Genomic DNA, 18,849 nt, shown 5'->3' on the forward strand with positions numbered 1-18,849 from the left:
GTAATAAATAATTAAAAAACATGTAGTTAAGGAGAAGTTATGAGGCTAGTAATTGGAATTTCCGGAGCAAGCGGAGTTGTTTTAGGATATCATATGCTAAAGGTATTAAGATTTTTTCCTGAATGTGAAACTCACTTGGTTATATCTGAAGGTGCAAAGCTTACATTCGGACTTGAAACAGATTTAAAAATCGAAGATGTGGAAAAATTAGCTGATTTTGTATATAGCAACACAAATCTTGCAGCTTCAATTTCAAGCGGTTCATTTAAAACAGACGGTATGATTGTCATACCCTGCAGTATGAAGACATTGTCAGGTATTGCAACAGGATATGCGGAAAATCTGCTTATTCGTGCGGCAGATGTTTGCTTAAAGGAGAACAGAAAAGTTGTATTAGTCCCTCGTGAAATGCCTTTTGGAAAACTACATATAAGAAATATGAAAGAAGCTTCTGATTTGGGATGTGTAATAATTCCACCATTATTAACCTTTTATAACAATCCTCAAACTATAGAAGAACAGATTAACCACATAATCGGTAAAATACTCATGCAGTTTGGCCTTGAACATGAGAAATTCAAGGCTTGGGAAGGGACAAAAGATGATTAGGAGTTTTAAATTAAGCGAAGGAAAAGGGAAGTGCACTATTGAAGCAATCATTGTAAATTGCGGAAATGATTTAAGCGTTACAATAGGCGGCGGAGAAAAATATCATATCGGAGCCGTGGCTGTTTCTGTGCCAAGGCATGAATACAAGGATGGGAAAAAAAGAACCGCATCCACAAGTGTAATTTGTGTTCAAGGGCACAGGGAGGACGAATTAACATATAAGGCTGCAAAAATGCTGGCAACGGCTCTTGATTGTACCGTAACAGTCAGTATGGGAGCTCATATAGACAATATAGCACAGGATGAATTCCATGAAATGATCAATAACATAAACATACTTTTGGATCGCATTATTGAAAATGCTAAGTAAAACCTATCCTTGTGATGACTTGTCATCAAGCACAAAACCGTTGGTAAATCAACGGTTTTGTGATATTGCAAACTATTGCGGGTATGACGTACCTCTTTTTATATTGCATAAAATTATATTATGATATAGTATTAAATAAGTTAACATAAAGTGAGGATGAAAAAAATAAGAAAATGAGAGGAAATTAGTTATGGATACGAAAGATTTAAATAGTTTTTTGCAGGTATGTCGTGACGGCAGCATTACAAAGGCAGCTAAGGCATTGTATATTACACCTCAAGGTTTAAGTAAAATTATTATAAATCTGGAACAAGAATTAAATATTCCTCTTTTTTACAGGACTGCCAACGGTTTAACTCTGACTGAATATGGAGAATTGTTAATGGAAAGAGCGAAACACATAATATCGGAGTTAGACGAAATAAGTAATTATTTTAATAATGTTCAGAATATTACCGGACAAATAAACTTAGCTTCAGCTTACGGCATTATAGCAGCATTTTCACCAAAATTTTTATTTGACTTCAGACAGAAAGCATCCAATATAAATTTAAAATGGTGGGAATATTCGGATTTCAGAGCTGAAAATGCAATATGGAATGGAGACGCAGATTGCGGATTGATTAAAGGTCCGATTAACAGTGAGCAATTTGACAGTGTTTTAATTGCTTCTTATAATCCCATGGTATTGATTCCAAAAGCTCACAGGCTGTTTAATAAAAATAAAATCAGCTTACATGATTTGCGTGATGAAAAAATTATAATAGAAAACAGTGAATTTAAAATTCATCATAATTTTATAAATGCTTGTAAAAAAGCAGGCTTTAGCCCCACCATCGTATTTGAAACAACTGAACTTAGCCTGGCCCATAAATTGTGTCAGCAAGGTTTCGGAATAGCAGTTACGGTCGACTTTGCCGTAGAGGATATGCCGATTGCTGATATTAATGCAATACCATTTGAAGGTGACGGACCAAAATGGGAAGTTTATTTTGTAACGAAAAAACATATAAACAAGACGCCTACTGTTAAATTCTTTGAAAGTTATATTAAAGAGTACGTTAGAACCAATATTAAGGATCATTATGTAAGCTCAAATTAAATCAGTCGTCTTGATTCGAAGGAGGTAATATTATTGAAGGGTTTATTATCGGTTGGTGAAATGGCTAAAATTCACAGCATCTCCAGGCAGACTCTTATTCACTATGATAAAATCGGTCTGTTTAAACCAATAGTTGTTGACGAAAATGGATATCGTTATTACAGCTTCAACCAAATTCCTTTTTTAAGAGAAATTTGTTATCTTAAATCCGTAGGCATAAAGCTGAAATATATAAAAAAACACATAGAAAACAGAAACCTCGATTCATCAATTTCGTTACTGAGATATCATAAAGATTTTTTAGGCAGAGAAATACAAAAAATGCTGACAATACATGATTCAATAGAAAATCGAATTAAAGCTTATGAAAAAGTTGAAGATAAAAATCAAGAATTATACTTACCCACAATAGAGTATTTTCCTGAGAGAAGAGTGGTATTCCTTCCTTATGAGAACGAATTATGTAAGGAAGAGCTTCATATTACAATGATGAAGGCATGGAGTATGCTTGAAATCAATAAAATTCAGCCATCCAACAGGTTTGGTACAATTATTCCGAAAAACAGTCTTGAAAAAAGCAATATATTTGAAGGAGCCGGTGTTTATATAATTTTAAACATCAATGATGATTCAGAATTAGAAAATGCCGTTACGCTGCCTGCAGGTAAGTATGCATGCATGTACAAATATGGAATGCCATATCAAAAAGAATATTTATGTTCTCTTATTAAGTGGATAGAAGAGAATGAATACACTATTGCCGGTGATATAATAGATGAATGCATACTGGACAGTACATTTTACAAAAACAGCACCGACGTTGATTTTTGTCAATTACAAATACCTGTAGAGAAATATTAATTTTAATATTGACAGTATAGCTGCTATACACATTAATATAATGTTAAATGATTTTCAGGAGGCAGTTATGAATAAAGTAACAGATTTAAGGTCTGCAATAGAGTTGTTAAAAACTATTCCGGGCCAATTAATTGAGACAAATGAGTCGGTAAATCCTATGGCAGAACTATCCGGTGTATACCGTCATATAGGTGCGGGAGGAACAGTCATGCGTCCTACGAAAATAGGTCCTGCCATGATATTTAACAATGTTAAAGGACATGAAGATGCAAGAGTTATAATCGGACTATTGGCAAACAGAGAAAGAGTAGGGATTATGCTTGATACAAAGCCGGAAAAACTAGGTTTTCTGTTGAACGAATCAGTTAAAAATCCTATTGATCCAATCGTTATTTCCAATGAATTTGCAAAGTGTCAGGAAGTGGTTCATTATGCGGATGAACCGGGATTTGATATAAGAAAATTAGTTCCTGCACCGACAAATACGGAGGAAGATGCAGGACCGTATATAACTATGGGCATGTGCTATGCATCTGACATAGAAACAGGAGAATCCGATGTTACAATACATAGATTATGCTTACAAAGCGAGGATGAAATTTCTATGTATTTTGTTCCGGGAGCCAGACATTTGGATGTATTTCGCGAAAAAGCAGAAAAAGAGGGAAAACCGCTGCCGATTTCAATCAGTATAGGTGTGGATCCTGCTGTTGAAATTGCTGCTTGTTTTGAGCCGCCTACTACTCCGTTAGGGTTTAATGAACTCAGTATAGCAGGGGCAATACGAAATAAACCTGTAGAATTGGTAAATTGCTTAACAATAAATGAAAAAGCAATTGCAAATGCAGAATATGTAATAGAAGGAGAACTGATTCCGGGAAGATATGTAAGAGAAGATCAAAATACAAATACAGGGAAGGCGATGCCGGAATTTCCGGGATATACCGGTGAAGCAATCGAAAAAACACCGGTTATTAAAGTTAAGGCGGTTACTCACAGGAGAAATCCTATTATGCAGACTATTATAGGACCGAGTGAAGAGCATGTGAATTTAGCAGGCATACCTACAGAAGCAAGCGTAATCCAAATGATAGAAAAGGCAATGCCGGGAAGACTGTTAAATGTATACGCGCATTCCTCGGGAGGCGGAAAATATATGGCTGTATTGCAGTTTAAAAAGCTTAAGCAATCGGACGAAGGCAGGCAAAGACAGGCTGCACTATTGGCATTTTCGGCATTCCCCGAATTAAAGCATATCATAATAGTAAGTGAAGATGTAGATCCTTTTGACACCAATGATGTTTTATGGTCAATGAATACAAGATATCAAGGTGATGTAGATACAATATTTATACCGGGTGTCAGGTGTCACCCCTTAGATCCGTCTCAAAGCCCGGAATACAATGCTTTATTAAAAGATAAAGGAATGTCCTGCAAAACAATTTTCGATTGTACTGTACCCTTTAATTTAAAAGAAAAATTTGAAAGATCTAAATTTATGGATGTTGATATAGAAAGATTTATGTAATTTTAATTTTCGTTAATGATTAATAAATAACTTGTTAAATTCTATTTTTATGTGTTATAATATTTCGGAATCCATGAATTTTGTACGGATATTAAATACAATTGGCAGAAAATAAGTATTATTTAGAGGATGAAATGATTAACGATGATGATAAATATTTAATGAGTTCTGTTAACAATACTTTGGAAATTTTAGATTTACTCAGCTTACATGACGAACTTGGTGTATCTGAAATCAGTAAAGCTACAAATTTCGGAAAAGCGAGCGTATTCAGAATGTTGTATACGCTTGAAAAAAAAGGTTTTGTTCATAAAACATCTGACTCGAAGTATAAGCTGGGTATTAAATTTGCTCATTTTGGTGCTATTGTTTTAGAAAAACAAAATATTTTTACTTTGATAAGACCTTTTTTACAAAAACTTAGAGATAAACATAATGAAACAACTCATTTGGGAATATTGGACAGCGACCTGAATGTCATTTTCATGGTTAAGGAAGCCAGCAATAACACAATACAAATGGCATCAAGAGTCGGATATAAATTACCATTTTATGCAACAGCCATGGGCAAGGTTTTAGTAGCCAGCAAGCTGAGTGAAGAATTGGAAGAGAGATTAAAAAATTACGATTATAATCAATTCACAGAGCATACAATTACAAATCACGAAAAACTTATAGAAATGTTGAAGCTGGTTGAACAGCAGGGATACAGTGAGGATGACGAGGAAAGTGAATATGGATTAGTTTGCTTTGCCGCACCGATAAAGGATTTGACCGGACAAACTATAGCTGCAATCAGTATATCGGGAACCTATATGAGGATGAATAACAATAAGGAAGAACTTATAAAATCAATAAAGGAAACAGCATATGAAGTATCAGCCTCTTTAGGGTATAAGGAAAATTAGATATTAATAATATAGAAAAATGCAGTAATTATTAACTGCATTTTTTTATGCTCATTATGTTAAATTGCGCGCATTGTTTCTCTAAGAGAAACGATGTATACTATATCGAAAAAAATTCTTGACAATTGTATTCACCATATTTATAATATTAATTATAAAAACGTTTTTATATTATTAACTTAAATTTTTTGATTTGCATTTTATAAAAAATGGGAAAGAAGGGACAAAGCAAATATGATTAGTATTAAATTTTATGGGTTAGGAGGACAAGGTGTTGTAACAGCAGGAAAAATATTTTCTGAAGCAATATCATTGTATGAAGATAAATATGCAATTACTGTACCTGCCTATGGTCATGAAAGACGTGGTGCACCTGTAAATACGAGTATCATTGTAGATGAAAAGCCTGTGCTTATAAACTCTTTTGTTTATCATCCGGATATTGTATTAGTAATGGATAGCACTATTATTGACAAAGATATAGATATTTCCCAAGGTATACATGAGAATAGTATTTTAGTTTTGAATACTGAAGATGTAAATGTGGTTAATACATACAAAAAGTATAACTTTAAAGAAATTTATTACGTAGATGGTACACAAATCGCCTTAAATAATATAGGCAGAGGTATACCAAACGGATCTATGTTAGGAGCTATAGCAGGGACAGGCCTTTTAACCATAGAATCAATTGAAAAAGCAATTATAGAATCATTTGGAGAAAAGGCGGGTGAAAAAAATGCAAAAGCAGCAAGAGAAGCATTCGAAAGAGTTAAAAAAATGTAGAGTTCTTGGACCTGTTGCCACAATCTTTGCAAGTTCAACCACGGGAAGCTGGAGGCTGGAAAGACCTGTTATAGATTACGAAAAATGCATAAAATGCGGAACGTGCGAAAGATTTTGTCCTACAAACGTTATAGATGTTTATAAAGACAGAGCAGAATGTGTGGTAATAAATTATGATTATTGTAAAGGCTGTGGCATTTGTGTTAATGAATGTCCTTCTAAATGTATGAAAATGATACCGGAAAGAGGTGAAGAATAATGGTTTTTAAAATGCTTGACGGAAATGAAGCAGCAGTAGAGGCCATGAAGCTTGCCAGAGTTCAAGTGATTTCCGCATATCCCATAACTCCGCAAAGCTCTATTTCGGAAAAATTGTCGGATTTGGTGGCTGCAGGAGAATTAAAAGCTGAATATGTACGTGTTGAATCTGAACACACTGCGTTGTCTGTTGCAACGACGGCAGGTTTAACAGGAGTGAGAGCGGCAACGGCAACTGCTTCTAACGGATTGGCTTTAATGCATGAAATTTTAAGTATGACTTCTGGAAACAGAGTGCCGATTGTAATGCCAGTTGTTAACAGGGGTGTGGCTGCTCCTTGGACGTTATGGTGTGAGCACGGAGATGCTATGGCGCAAAGAGATATGGGATGGCTGCAATTTTATTGCCAGAATGTTCAGGAAGTATTGGACCTTACATTACTTGCATATAGGGTTGCTGAAGATGAAAGAGTATTAACGCCGGCAATGGTTTGCTTAGATGGTTTCTTCTTATCACATTCAATGCAAAAGACACAAGTTCCTGAACAAAGGTTAGTTGATGATTTTATCGGACCATATATAAGAAAAAATACATATATAGATCCTGATGACCCAATGTTTTGCTGTGATTTAACCGGCTCTGATGAATTTACCGAAATGAGATACCAGCAAAAATATGCAATGGATAATTCTATTGATGTTATAGAAGAAATAGAAAACGAATTCGAAATAAGATTCGGAAGGAAGCTGCATATTGTAGAAGGATATAAAACTGAGGATGCTGATGTTGTATTAGTTGCACTGGGCTCAATGTGCGGAACTGCAAAATATGTAGTGGATAAAATGAGACAAGAGGGTAAAAAAGTCGGATTAGCGAAAGTAACAGTATTCAGACCGTTCCCGGTTAAACAGTTAAAAGAAGTTCTGAAAGGTAAAAAGGTAATCGGAGTTTTTGACAGAAGTGCCGGATTGGGCGGACAAGGCGGTCCTGTCTGGAGCGAAACTTCTGCACTGATGATGAATGAAAATTGTGATATCAGGAATTATGTCGGAGGTCTTGGCGGGAGAGACGTAACGATTGATAATATTGAAAAGATATATAATGAACTTTTAGAGATTAAAGAAGGAAAAAGAACAGTACATACAGAATGGATTGACCTTAAAGAAAATCCAATGGAATTAAGGCAGGTGACTAAAAATGTTTGATATACAGCACAAATCTAAGGGGTTAGTATCTCATGGAGTTAGCGCATGTGCCGGCTGCGGTTTGGAGTTGATAATGAGAAATGTAATGTCAGTACTGGGTGAAGATACAGTAATATTGATACCACCGGGATGTTCGGCATTATTTTCCGGATATGGAAATGAATCAGGGTTGAAAATAGCAGGGTTTCAGGGTAATCTGGAGAATACGGCAGCATGTGCGGCAGGTGTGAGAGCCGCTTTAAATGCTCAGGGAAATTATCACACTACAGTATTGGCATTTGCTGGCGATGGAGGAACTGTTGACATTGGCTTACAAGCATTATCAGGTGTTTTGGAGAGAAGAGACAGAATAATGTATATATGCTATGACAATGAAGCTTATATGAATACAGGGATACAAGGAAGCAGTTCTACCCCTTTCTTTGCGAGCACTACAACTACACCCTCGGGAAAACCTACAAGCAGAAAAAATTTAATGGAAATTGCTATAGCACATGATATTCCCTATGCAGCGACAGCTTCCATACATAATTTAAATGATTTTAAGAAAAAGCTTAAAAAAGCCATGGAAACAGACGGACCATCATTGATTCACATTCAAACCCCATGCCCTACGGGTTGGAGATACGATCCCGGCAAATCGGTGGAATTAGCTAGATTAGCAGTTCAAACAGGAAGCTGGATTCTCTTTGAATATGAAGACGGTCGCGTAACCATAAACAGCAAGCTTAAAGATTTAAAACCTATTACTGATTACATAGAAATACAAGGAAGATTTAAACATTTGACGGAAGAACAAAAAGCTGAACTTCAGGATTATACAGAGAAATATTATCACAGATATATTAAGAAGCTTGAAAATATGAACATTGAAACTGAGGAGCATGCGACTGCTTAATGTTGGAAGTTTTCTGCAAGGGAGGAGAGTGAACATTGAAAACTTTAATTTTAGGTGCAGGGGCTATGGGATGCTTGTATGGAGGTCTCTTAAAAGAGAGAGGTAATGATGTAATCTTAGTTGACGTATCAAAGCCACAGGTGGATGAAATTAATAAAAACGGATTAGCATTAGAAACAGCCGAAGGAAAAAGGAATATAAAAATTAAAGCTAAATTTGCACAAGAAGTAACTGAACAACCGGATTTGATAATTTTATTTACTAAAACAATTCACTCTAAGTCAGCTTTGTCATCTTTAAAAGCAATAATAGGACCTGAAACAATGGTCCTATCATTGCAAAATGGTTTAGGAAACGATGAGGTAATTAAGGAATTTGTGCCGACAGACAGAATAATTATCGGAACGACAAATTTTCCGAGCGATTTGCTTAAACCGGGAAATGTAAGGTCATTAGGAAAAGGAACTACAAAAATTATGAGCTGTAACGGAGAAGTTACAGAAAAATTAAAACAGGTCGAAATGATGTTAAGTGATGCAGGCTTCAATTGTATCATAACAGAGGATGTATTTGTTTCAATTTGGGAAAAGGTTGCTTTTAATGCAGCTTGTAATGCATTGACGGCAGCTTCAAGGTTAAAACTTGGTGATGTGGGAAAAACAGATGAGGGTAAGGAGCTTGCCCGTTCGATAGCTAGGGAAGTAGTTTCGGTTGCAAATGCAAGAAATATTCATGCAAATGCGGAAAACGTTATAAAGCTTATTGAATTGGATTTTGTCGAGCATGCTGAGCATATGCCTTCAATGATGCAGGATGTTCTTGGAAACAGGACAACAGAAATTGATTTTATAAATGGTGCTGTTGTAAGAGAGGCAGAAAAGTTAGGTATTAGTGTACCGGTAACGAACGTTCTTTACAAACTTGTAAGCATGATTCAAAAAAATTATGAAAATTTAATTAAATAATTCGGAGGATATTATGAAATTTAAAACTGCAACATTATCAATAATTCTTGTAATATTAATGGTTTTAGGAACAGCATGCGGCGGTGGAGGAAATGCTTCTCAACCTGCAAATAACAATAACCAGGCATCGAATAATCAACCAAGCAGCGGCAAAGCAACCGTAATAAAGCTTGCTCATATGTCACCGGAATTACCGGATGATGCATATCATATGTTCGCATTAAGATATAAAGAGGCTATAGAATCAAAAACAAACGGAAGATTTGAAGTTGAGCTTTATCCTGCAGGCGTATTAGGAAAAGACAGGGAATTAGCAGAGGGATTACAATATGGAACAGTGGATTTAGCAGTAATTACATCTTCTCCAATGGGTAATTTCGTACCTGCATTCCAAACATTGGATTTACCTTTCTTATTTGACAACTGGGAACACGTATACAGATTTTTAGAATCAGATGCAGCGGAAGAATTGTATAAAGAAACCGAAAGTGCGGGAATCATAACGTTCGGACTTATTGCAAGGGGACCGAGAAGTGTAACTAACTCCGGCAAGGCCATTGAATCGGTTGAAGGACTGAAAGGCATGAAAATAAGAGTTATAGAAAGCTCTATATTTGTTGATACATTCACAGCTTTGGGAGCTGCTCCTCAGGCGATGTCATGGGGTGAAGTATTTACTGCTTTACAACAGGGTACTATAGACGGACATGAAAACTCAATAGCTACAATCAATAACGAACGTGTTTATGAAGTACAGGATAATGTTTCTTTAACGGAACACATCTTTGCATTCACTACGGCACATGCGTCAAAAATGTTCTGGGATACATTAAGTGCTGAAGATCAAAAATTATTTAAGGAAACTGCAAAAGAAATAACTATACAGATTTCTAAAGAACAAGAGAAAGCGGAAGAAGATTTCTTAGGAAGATTAAAAGCAGCAGGAATGAACATATATGAAATAGACAGAGCTCCTATGAGAGAGATGGTTAATTCAGTTTATGAAAAGTTTGCAAAATCAAATACTGATAAATACTTTAAAGCTATAGAAGAATTAAAATAGCAAACATTACATCTAAGTTAAGCTAAGATATTTAATATCTTAGCTTAACAAATAAACGGTAACAAGGAGGAACTATGAAAATCATTCTTTCTGTCAGCAATCTTTTGGATAGTGTTATAAAAAAAATAATTTCAGTTTTATTGATGATAATGACAGTAGTTTTATTCAGTCAGATAATAGCAAGATATGTAATGGGAACCGGCTTATCCTGGAGTGAAGAATTAGTCAGATATATGTGCGTATGGATAATTTTTTTAGGTGCAACCTGTGCTACAAAAGATGGCAGCCAAATTTCGGTGACAGCTCTTGATGAAATGTTAAGAGGTATTCCGAAAAAAATACTCTCCATTATACAAATGATTTTTGCTGTTGTTTATGGAGTTTTGTTAAGCTGGATTGGTTTTGGCGCTTTAGAATTTGCAAAGTTTCAAAAATCACCAAACATGGGAGTTTCCATGGGATTGGTTTATAGTGTTATTCCGATAGCGATGATAATAATGTTGATTCATTTGGTAACTATATTTTTACAAAAAAATATAGCTGCTGAAGAAGCTCATGAGTAATTAAGGAGGTATGTAAATGTCTACAGGTATGTTTTTTGCTTTGACAGGCGGGTTGCTAATTGTAGGTGTACCTATTGCAATTACTGTGGGGCTGTCTTCAATTATATATATATTAGCAGAAGGTATCAAGGTGCAAATAGTTGTTCAAAGGTTATTTGCGGGTGTTGATGTTACTGCATTGCTTGCAATTCCTTTCTTTATATTGGCCGGTGATTTAATGGGTAAGGGAGGAATAGGCTACCGTCTTGTAAGATTGGCCAACAGAGCTGTTGGTAACATAACAGGCGGGCTTGCTATTGTTGCAATTATAGTTAGTATGTTTTTTGCGGCAATTTCCGGAAGCGGGGTTGCAACAGCAGCGGCAATAGGCGGAATTATGATTCCGGGAATGGTAGCTGCAAAATATGATAAATCTTTTTCAGCTGCGGTTATAGCAAGTGCGGCACCGATAGGTGTTATTATCCCGCCAAGCATATCATTCGTTCAATACGGTGTTTTAACCGGCACCTCAATATCGGATTTATATAAAGCGGGTTTTCCTGCCGGCTTTATTGTAGGCGGCGCTCTTATGCTAACGGCTTATCTGATAAGCAAGAAAAACGGATACAAGGGAGCCGACAGATTGGAAAATACTCATGCTAAATCTGAAGCAGCAGTAGCGGCAGACAATAAATATTCTTCAAAGGATATAATAGAAGTTTTATGGGCTTTGGGTACTCCGTTTATAATAGTTGGGGGAGTTTTCGGCGGACTGTTCACTCCTACGGAATCAGCCGTTGTAGCAGTTGTTTATGCACTTTTAGTTGGTTTGTTTGTTTTTAAAGAATTAAATTTTAAAAATTTACCTGAAATATTCATGAATTCGGCGTTGGGCTCAGCAAGGATAATGTTTATTATAGCTAATGCCACATTATTCTCATGGGTAATGGCTTATGAAAGAATTCCGCAAATTATAATGGAATCTATGCTTGCTTTGTCTGACAGCAAATTTGTATTGTTATTAATTATTAACTTTATATTATTAATAGCGGGTTGCTTTATGGAAACAGGTTCAATTATCCTTATTGCAACACCATTATTACTTCCGATAATGCAATTCTTAAACATTGATTTAGTTCATTTTGGAATTATTATGACTGTTAATACGGCGATAGGATTAACTACACCACCGTTTGGAGTGTGCTTATTTACAACGGCCAATGTCGCCAAGTTAAGTGTACAAGCCGTCGCGAGCAAGGTATGGTGGTTCTTGTTAGCTATGATAATAGCATTGATGATTATAACTTATGTGCCACAAGCGATTTTATTCTTGGTGTAATATAACTTAATTAAGATGTCTCCACCTCTTATAGTCAGCGGTTGTGCTTAATTTTTTCAGTGGGAGTTTAATCTTCCACTGAAACCGTTGAATAATGGGCGAAGACAGTATTGAATGGATAGTAGAGAATTAATTGTTCCCTGCTATTTTAACAAAAATATTGAAATAGTATATATTTAATTGTGTAAGGAGGTATTTGATTGATTAAAAATTTTGAACATTTATTGAAATTGGCAAAACAAAAGGAATCAAAGAAAGTTGCAGTAGTTGCTGCAGACGATTTAGAAGTATTAGAAGTTATTTCAAAAGCTGAAGAGTTAAATTTAGCAGAATTTATATTAATAGGCGATATGAATAAAATGAAAAAAATCATAGAAGAAAATTCATTAAATATAAAATCGGAACTAGCGGACGAAAAGGATCATAAAAAAGCTGCTGATTTGGCGGTAGATCTGATAGTGCAAGGTAAAGCCGGTTCTTTAATGAAAGGAATGCTTCACTCTTCCGTCTTTTTAAAAGCTATATTAAATAAGGAAAAAGGCTTAAATACAGGCAGACATATTACTCAAATTTCAGTTTTAGAAAAAGAAAATAAAGATGGATTGCTGTTTATTACAGATTGTGCCATAACAGTTAATCCTGATTTGCTAGGTAAAAAAGAGGTTCTCGAAAATGCTGTTGATTTGGCTCACAAGCTTGGAAATGAAATGCCTAAGGTTGCCGTATTGGCATCTCTTGAAGTTGTAAATCCTGATATGCAGGATACCATAGATGCGGCAGTATTAAGCAAAATGGCTGACAGGGGACAAATCAAAGGTTGTATAGTAGACGGACCGTTTGCATTTGACAACGCTGTTTCCTCAGAGGCAGCTAAACAAAAAGGTATAGTCGGTCCCGTTGCGGGCAATTCGGATATAATAGTTGTTCCCAATTTAACCGTAGGTAACACCTTAACTAAATCAATAACCTACATAGCTAAGAAAACTGTTATAGCTGCTACGGTTGGTGCGGCAATTCCCGTAGTATTTACATCAAGGACCGAATCCTTGGAAGGAAAGCTTCTTTCTATTGCATTGGCAGCATATACTTCGTAATTATTATAAAAAGAGGTGACTTATGTACAAGATATTAGTTTTAAATTTGGGTTCGACATCCACTAAAATTGCTTATTATGAAGATGAAGCATGCATAATAAAAACAAATATAGAACATCCTGCTGAAGAAATTAAGCAATTTAATCATTTTATGGAACAAAATAAATATCGTGAAAATTATATTAAAAAATTCATGTCTGAAAATAATGTTGATATAAGTGAATTAGATGTTATAGTAAGCAGGGGTGGACATACAAAACCGTTGGAAGGCGGGGTTTACAGAGTATGCGAAGAAATGCTTGAACAGCAGGCAAGCGGATTGTATGGACAGCATCCTTGCGATTTAGGGAGTAAAATCGCATATGGAATGTGCGAAAGGATAAAGGCTATACCACTCGTGGTTGATCCACCCATAACCGATGAGTTTGAACCGTTGGCAAGATTGTCAGGACATCCTCTCATTGAAAGAAGAAGCAGCTTTCATGCTTTGAGTCATAAAGCTACGGCAAAAAGATATGCAAGAGAAAACGGATTGAAATATGATGAATTAAACTTAATTGTTGTTCACTTAGGCGGGGGAGTATCCGTTGCTCCACATGGTAAAGGAAGAATGATTGATGGAGATAATGGACTAGAAGGCGATGGAGCTTATTCAACAAATCGTACGGGAGCTCTGCCGGTAGGGGATTTAGTTAAATTGTGTTTTTCCGGTGAATATTCATATGAACAAGTCAAAAAGATGATTAACGGAAATGGCGGATTAATGGCATACCTTGGAGAAAGTGATGTTAAAACAATTGAAAGCAATGCAAAGCACGACGAAAAAGCTGCTTTGTATTTAGACGGAATGGTTTACCAGGTATGCAAAAACATTGGTTCATGTGCAACTGTATTATATGGTAAAGTAGATGCAATATTAGTAACAGGCGGCATAGCATATTCAAGCAGTATAGTACAGAAAATTAAAGACAGATGTGAATTCATTGCCCCTGTTGTGGTATATCCGGGTGAAAATGAAATGGAATCATTGGCTAGAGGTGCGTTTGGAGGGCTTAAAGGTGATGAACCCATAAGAAATTTCAATGAATCAACAACAGTAACGGCTTAACGTCAAGCTAATAAATATATATTAATATAAATAAGCGGCAATTATCTAATATTGCTGCTTATATTTTACCTACAGTATAAGCGACTGACATCAAATAAGATGAAAAACTAAGAAAGGGTGAAGCTCTTGTCTAAAAGAATACTTGTATTAAATTTGGGCTCAACATCGACTAAAATTGCTATTTTTGAAAATACAATTCCGATTATTAAAGAGTCTATATTGCATGAAGTTGAAACAATAAAACAATTTAAACATACGATGGATCAAAAAAACTTCAGGAAGAATATTATTCTTAATTATTTAGCTCATAAGAGTATAAATATAGAAAATTTTGATTGTATTATCGCCCGGGGAGGTAACTGCAAACCTTTATCGAGCGGTATTTATAAAATAACAGAGGAAATGCTTGATGATATTAAAAGTGAAAGAACAGGAGTGCATCCTGTTTCTTATAGGAGAAGAGATGGAAAAGTCATATTAATAAAATACTTAGAGAAAGGCTCTGACCGTCATTCAACGGTTCCGGCGGAAGATTGCGTTTAAGTTATATTTTGTTATACAACAAGCATCATTATGACACATTATTTATAATTATAGATTGATTTATGAAGTTAAGTTTTTATGCATAACACTTTATTATATTAAGCTAAATATTGTTAAAGATTTGTAAAAACGAAATAAATTTTCGATATTGAAAGTAATATAAGGGTGATATATAATAAAAAAGGTCGATATATATTGTAACACATATATTGAAATACGTGATATAATATAACATAAATAATTCAGGGGTGACATATGCAAAATTTAACTTCAAACTTAAATGTTTTAAAGTGGACGGATGAGATTATTGCACTTACAAAACCTTCTAAGGTAATGTGGATTGACGGCAGTGAAGAGCAGCTGAATATGCTTCGCGAAGAAGCTTGCGGCACAGGAGAGTTAATTAAGTTAAATCATGAAAAATATCCGGGATGTTATTATCATCGTTCCCAAAAAGATGATGTGGCAAGAATGGAAGATAAAACATATATATGTACAAGTAATAAAGATGACGCAGGTCCTACAAACAATTGGAAGAACCCGGAAGATGCTTATAAATTGGGAAGAGAAATTTTTGACGGCTCAATGTATGGAAGAACAATGTACATTATCCCATATTCTATGGGACCCATGGGCTCGCCATTTTCAAAAATCGGCTTTGAAATAACCGATTCCATATATGTGGTAGTGAGTATGAACATAATGACGAGAATAGGCAAAAAAGTATTGGATGTCCTTGGTGATTCAAATGATTTTGTAAGAGGATTACATGGGAAATGCAATTTAGATATAGATAAGAGATACATATTCCACTTTCCTGAGGATAATACTATTTGGTCGTGTAACTCAGCGTATGGCGGAAATGTATTGTTGGGGAAAAAATGCTTTGCACTTAGGATTGCTTCATATCAAGGTTTAAAAGAAGGCTGGATGGCAGAACATATGCTTATACTCGGTATCGAAAATCCAAAGGGAGAAGTTAAATATATAGCTGCAGCATTTCCGTCTGCATGTGGAAAGACAAATCTGGCAATGCTTATACCACCGGAATTATACAGGAAAAAGGGATATAAGGTATGGACCGTAGGTGATGATATTGCATGGCTGAGAATAAAAGAAGACGGAAGATTGTGGGCAATCAACCCTGAGGCAGGATTCTTCGGAGTTGCTCCGGGAACTAATAATAAATCAAATCCCAATGCATTAATGGCAACGAAGAAAAATGCTATTTTTACGAATGTTGCTTACAATTTAGATGATGATACGGTATGGTGGGAAAGATTGGACAATAATCCGCCTGAAAATGCGCTTGACTGGCAAGGCAATCCATGGAATGGAAAGAAATCAAAAGAAAAAGGTGCTCATCCTAATTCAAGATTTACAGCACCTGCTAAAAATTGTCCATGTATTTCTAAGGAATGGGAATCACCTGAGGGAGTTCCCATATCAGCAATAATATTTGGAGGAAGACGAGCAAGAACAGCACCGTTAGTATATCAATCAAGAAGCTGGCAGCACGGAGTATTCGTTGGCTCTACGCTTGCTTCTGAAACAACTGCTGCAGCTTCGGGAAAAGTTGGCGTAGTAAGAAGAGATCCTATGGCTATGCTTCCTTTTATCGGATACAATGCAGGAGACTATTTCGGACACTGGCTTGAAATGGGCAGAAAAGCAAGTAATCCGCCTGAGATATTCCACGTAAACTGGTTTAGAACTAATGACTCAGGTGAATTTATATGGCCTGGGTTCGGAGATAATTTCAGGGTATTGGAATGGATAATTGACAGATGCGAAAATAAATCGGGAGCTGAAGAGGCTGTAATTGGATATATCCCTCGTTTAGAAGATATTAACACACAAGGACTTGATATAACTGAAGATACATTAAAGGATTTATTGACTATCGACAGTTCTTCATGGATGGAAGATGTTAAAAATATAGAGGAATTTTATGCTAAAATAGGCAGTAGAATCCCTGCTGAATTATATAACGAATTAAATAAATTAAAGTCGAATCTTTCTAAAATAAAAGTAGAATCAATAGCATAGATAGGCGACATATGACACGTGATACAGTCACACATAAAAAAAATTAAAAAAAAGTATTGACAAGTTTATATTTATAGATTAAGATGTGTATTAATATTTAAGATTAATATTTAATGCATCGAAGCAGAGAAAAGTATTTCAGAGGTTTACAGAGAATTGGCGGTGCTGAGAGCCAATGACTGAGGAATATAATATACACTGCTGAGCAGGTTTGTTGAAATTAAAGTAGGCAAACACGTTAACCTACGTTACAGGGTTAGAGGTTGTTAGACCTTGATGAGCGATGATATTTATATATCATAATATGGGTGGTACCGCGGAAACTTTCGTCCCAATAAACACATTTGTGTTTATTGGGATTTCTTATTTTTTTGCTAAATAAACTTTTGGCCAAAGTTAATTTATAGATAAAAAAATTTATTAAAATTCAAAGGAGTTTATTATGAAATTAAACAAATTAGCAGCAATAATATTGTTGATACCAATGATTTTATCCGGATGCGCACAAGGTGCAGCCGATACACCAAATACACCAGATAAGGATTCGGAAAAATTTGTTATAGGTATTTCACAGATGATGGAGCATCCAGCTCTTGACGCATCAAGGCAGGGCTTTATAGACGGACTTAAAGAACAAGGTGTAAATGTTGAGTTTCTAGATCAGAATGCACAGGGAGACACAAACAATGCACTCATGATTGCGCAGAAATTTGTCAGAGACGATGTGGATTTAATATTTGCAATTGCCACTCCGCCGGCACAGGCAGCAAAGCAGGCAATCAGCGGAACGGATATACCTATGCTTTTTACGGCAGTAGCGGATCCTGTGTTTTCTCAGTTAGTGCCTGACTTTAATGTTACGGAAGAGAATATCACAGGTACTTCAAATGCCGCACCTATAAAGGAGAATTTAGAATTGTTTAAAGAGTTAAAAGAAGATATTAAGAATATCGGTATAATTTACAGCATAGGTGAATCAAATTCTGAAATACAGGTTATTAAATCGAAAGAAATAGCTGAGGAAATCGGACTGAATATAGAGACAGTTGGTATCACATCCGTAAATGATATACCCCAGGCAATAGATACTATTTCTAAAAAGGTAGAAGGCTTATATTTAGTTACCGATAACATGGTTGCAGCATCAATTCCGCTTGTAGCAACTCTTTGTCAGGAAAATGGATTGCTGACGGTTGCGGCAGATGCTTCTCAGGTTCAGGGAGGAATATTGCTGGCAAGAGGTATAAGCTACCATGAATTAGGAAAAGAAACAGCGATTATGGCTAAGCAGATATTGGTCGATAAGAAAGATGTATCAGAAATTCCTGTACGAACATTGGATAAATTAGATAAGAAGGTTAATGTCAAGACTATGGAAGCATTAGGACTTACAAGGGACCTGAAGGTATTCGAGGGAGCAGAATTTATAGATTAATAGATTGGCGATGGATTAGCAATGGATTAGCAATGGATAGGGAGAACCTTCGAGCTGCAGCTCTCAGGATGACAATTACGATTTTGTTATTCTGAGCACAGCAAAGATTAGAAAGGAAGAAAAACATGAACTCATTAATAATGACATCAATGGAGCAGGGACTGATATTTGCAGTCCTTGCCATA

19 protein-coding genes and 1 other annotated feature are annotated in these 18,849 nt (G+C 35.7%); all 19 genes read left to right on the forward strand.

Translation table 11 applies throughout. The annotated features are described in order from the left end of the window. Window positions 1-39: 39 nt before the first annotated feature. The 19 genes from shdB (at window position 40) to HZF24_RS17050 (ending at window position 18,664) form a co-directional block, all read left to right on the forward strand. Window positions 40-609 (forward strand): 4-hydroxybenzoate decarboxylase subunit B, encoded by a 570-nt coding sequence (gene shdB, locus HZF24_RS16960; protein WP_179239560.1) that lies wholly within the window; start codon window positions 40-42, stop codon window positions 607-609. Continuing rightward, a complete protein-coding gene (gene lpdD, locus HZF24_RS16965) occupies window positions 602-979 on the forward strand; it encodes a prenylated flavin chaperone LpdD (RefSeq protein WP_179239561.1) in 378 nt (125 codons plus the stop codon). Before shdB ends, lpdD begins: the two co-directional genes overlap by 8 nt. A gap of 190 nt (window positions 980-1,169) precedes the next feature. Further along, a complete protein-coding gene (locus HZF24_RS16970) occupies window positions 1,170-2,081 on the forward strand; it encodes a LysR family transcriptional regulator (RefSeq protein WP_179239562.1) in 912 nt (303 codons plus the stop codon). A 33-nt stretch (window positions 2,082-2,114) separates the two neighbouring features. After that, window positions 2,115-2,942: a MerR family transcriptional regulator gene (locus tag HZF24_RS16975; RefSeq protein WP_179239563.1), complete on the forward strand. Its 828-nt coding sequence runs from the start codon at window positions 2,115-2,117 to the stop codon at window positions 2,940-2,942. Window positions 2,943-3,009: 67 nt separating this feature from the next. Next, a complete protein-coding gene (locus HZF24_RS16980) occupies window positions 3,010-4,470 on the forward strand; it encodes a UbiD family decarboxylase (RefSeq protein WP_179239564.1) in 1,461 nt (486 codons plus the stop codon). A 134-nt stretch (window positions 4,471-4,604) separates the two neighbouring features. After that, window positions 4,605-5,378, forward strand: coding sequence for an IclR family transcriptional regulator (locus HZF24_RS16985; RefSeq protein ID WP_179239565.1), 774 nt, complete (start codon window positions 4,605-4,607; stop codon window positions 5,376-5,378). A gap of 234 nt (window positions 5,379-5,612) precedes the next feature. Then, the gene (locus HZF24_RS16990; protein WP_179239566.1) at window positions 5,613-6,164 is read left to right on the forward strand and encodes a 2-oxoacid:acceptor oxidoreductase family protein; all 552 of its coding nucleotides are present in this window, start codon (window positions 5,613-5,615) and stop codon (window positions 6,162-6,164) included. Next, window positions 6,118-6,423: a 4Fe-4S binding protein gene (locus HZF24_RS16995; RefSeq protein ID WP_179239567.1), complete on the forward strand. Its 306-nt coding sequence runs from the start codon at window positions 6,118-6,120 to the stop codon at window positions 6,421-6,423. Before HZF24_RS16990 ends, HZF24_RS16995 begins: the two co-directional genes overlap by 47 nt. Next, window positions 6,423-7,628: a pyruvate ferredoxin oxidoreductase gene (porA, locus tag HZF24_RS17000; protein WP_218835328.1), complete on the forward strand. Its 1,206-nt coding sequence runs from the start codon at window positions 6,423-6,425 to the stop codon at window positions 7,626-7,628. Before HZF24_RS16995 ends, porA begins: the two co-directional genes overlap by 1 nt. After that, window positions 7,621-8,526 (forward strand): thiamine pyrophosphate-dependent enzyme, encoded by a 906-nt coding sequence (locus HZF24_RS17005; RefSeq protein ID WP_179239568.1) that lies wholly within the window; start codon window positions 7,621-7,623, stop codon window positions 8,524-8,526. The genes porA and HZF24_RS17005 overlap by 8 nt, the downstream gene beginning before the upstream one ends. Window positions 8,527-8,561: 35 nt before the next feature. After that, window positions 8,562-9,491: a ketopantoate reductase family protein gene (locus HZF24_RS17010; protein ID WP_179239569.1), complete on the forward strand. Its 930-nt coding sequence runs from the start codon at window positions 8,562-8,564 to the stop codon at window positions 9,489-9,491. Window positions 9,492-9,504: 13 nt separating this feature from the next. Then, a complete protein-coding gene (locus HZF24_RS17015; protein ID WP_179239570.1) occupies window positions 9,505-10,554 on the forward strand; it encodes a TRAP transporter substrate-binding protein in 1,050 nt (349 codons plus the stop codon). A gap of 74 nt (window positions 10,555-10,628) precedes the next feature. Next, on the forward strand, window positions 10,629-11,117 hold the full coding sequence (locus HZF24_RS17020; RefSeq protein WP_179239571.1) for a TRAP transporter small permease: 489 nt from the start codon (window positions 10,629-10,631) through the stop codon (window positions 11,115-11,117). A 16-nt stretch (window positions 11,118-11,133) separates the two neighbouring features. After that, entirely contained in the window at window positions 11,134-12,435 is a 1,302-nt protein-coding gene (locus HZF24_RS17025) for a TRAP transporter large permease (protein ID WP_179239572.1), read from the forward strand. 200 nt (window positions 12,436-12,635) lie between these two features. After that, window positions 12,636-13,529, forward strand: coding sequence for a bifunctional enoyl-CoA hydratase/phosphate acetyltransferase (locus tag HZF24_RS17030; protein ID WP_179239573.1), 894 nt, complete (start codon window positions 12,636-12,638; stop codon window positions 13,527-13,529). 22 nt (window positions 13,530-13,551) lie between these two features. Then, complete coding sequence (gene buk / locus HZF24_RS17035) at window positions 13,552-14,637, forward strand: butyrate kinase (protein ID WP_179239574.1); 1,086 nt, start codon at window positions 13,552-13,554, stop codon at window positions 14,635-14,637. A 126-nt stretch (window positions 14,638-14,763) separates the two neighbouring features. Then, window positions 14,764-15,180 carry an acetate and sugar kinases/Hsc70/actin family protein gene (locus tag HZF24_RS17040; protein WP_179239575.1) on the forward strand — a complete coding sequence of 139 codons (417 nt, stop codon included), beginning with the start codon at window positions 14,764-14,766 and terminating at the stop codon, window positions 15,178-15,180. 255 nt (window positions 15,181-15,435) lie between these two features. Beyond that, window positions 15,436-17,229, forward strand: coding sequence for a phosphoenolpyruvate carboxykinase (GTP) (locus HZF24_RS17045; protein WP_179239576.1), 1,794 nt, complete (start codon window positions 15,436-15,438; stop codon window positions 17,227-17,229). A gap of 109 nt (window positions 17,230-17,338) precedes the next feature. After that, window positions 17,339-17,566, forward strand: a binding site (T-box leader). A 105-nt stretch (window positions 17,567-17,671) separates the two neighbouring features. Further along, on the forward strand, window positions 17,672-18,664 hold the full coding sequence (locus HZF24_RS17050) for an ABC transporter substrate-binding protein (protein ID WP_179239577.1): 993 nt from the start codon (window positions 17,672-17,674) through the stop codon (window positions 18,662-18,664). Window positions 18,665-18,849 lie beyond the last annotated feature (185 nt).

Origin of the sequence: Sedimentibacter hydroxybenzoicus DSM 7310 (genome assembly GCF_013403245.1) — a bacterium.
GTDB classification, from domain to species: domain Bacteria; phylum Bacillota; class Clostridia; order Tissierellales; family Sedimentibacteraceae; genus Sedimentibacter; species Sedimentibacter hydroxybenzoicus.

What these genes read in the sequence shown, in the direction of transcription:
- porA (WP_218835328.1), top strand. Translation starts at nt 6,423, where the DNA reads ATGGTTTTTAAAATGCTTGACGGAAATGAAGCAGCAGTAGAGGCCATG.
- HZF24_RS17020 (WP_179239571.1), top strand. Translation starts at nt 10,629, where the DNA reads ATGAAAATCATTCTTTCTGTCAGCAATCTTTTGGATAGTGTTATAAAA.
- HZF24_RS17005 (WP_179239568.1), top strand. Translation starts at nt 7,621, where the DNA reads ATGTTTGATATACAGCACAAATCTAAGGGGTTAGTATCTCATGGAGTT.
- HZF24_RS17015 (WP_179239570.1), top strand. Translation starts at nt 9,505, where the DNA reads ATGAAATTTAAAACTGCAACATTATCAATAATTCTTGTAATATTAATG.
- HZF24_RS16990 (WP_179239566.1), top strand. Translation starts at nt 5,613, where the DNA reads ATGATTAGTATTAAATTTTATGGGTTAGGAGGACAAGGTGTTGTAACA.
- HZF24_RS16985 (WP_179239565.1), top strand. Translation starts at nt 4,605, where the DNA reads ATGATTAACGATGATGATAAATATTTAATGAGTTCTGTTAACAATACT.
- HZF24_RS17045 (WP_179239576.1), top strand. Translation starts at nt 15,436, where the DNA reads ATGCAAAATTTAACTTCAAACTTAAATGTTTTAAAGTGGACGGATGAG.
- HZF24_RS16995 (WP_179239567.1), top strand. Translation starts at nt 6,118, where the DNA reads ATGCAAAAGCAGCAAGAGAAGCATTCGAAAGAGTTAAAAAAATGTAGA.
- lpdD (WP_179239561.1), top strand. Translation starts at nt 602, where the DNA reads ATGATTAGGAGTTTTAAATTAAGCGAAGGAAAAGGGAAGTGCACTATT.
- HZF24_RS16970 (WP_179239562.1), top strand. Translation starts at nt 1,170, where the DNA reads ATGGATACGAAAGATTTAAATAGTTTTTTGCAGGTATGTCGTGACGGC.
- HZF24_RS17025 (WP_179239572.1), top strand. Translation starts at nt 11,134, where the DNA reads ATGTCTACAGGTATGTTTTTTGCTTTGACAGGCGGGTTGCTAATTGTA.
- shdB (WP_179239560.1), top strand. Translation starts at nt 40, where the DNA reads ATGAGGCTAGTAATTGGAATTTCCGGAGCAAGCGGAGTTGTTTTAGGA.
- buk (WP_179239574.1), top strand. Translation starts at nt 13,552, where the DNA reads ATGTACAAGATATTAGTTTTAAATTTGGGTTCGACATCCACTAAAATT.
- HZF24_RS17050 (WP_179239577.1), top strand. Translation starts at nt 17,672, where the DNA reads ATGAAATTAAACAAATTAGCAGCAATAATATTGTTGATACCAATGATT.
- HZF24_RS16980 (WP_179239564.1), top strand. Translation starts at nt 3,010, where the DNA reads ATGAATAAAGTAACAGATTTAAGGTCTGCAATAGAGTTGTTAAAAACT.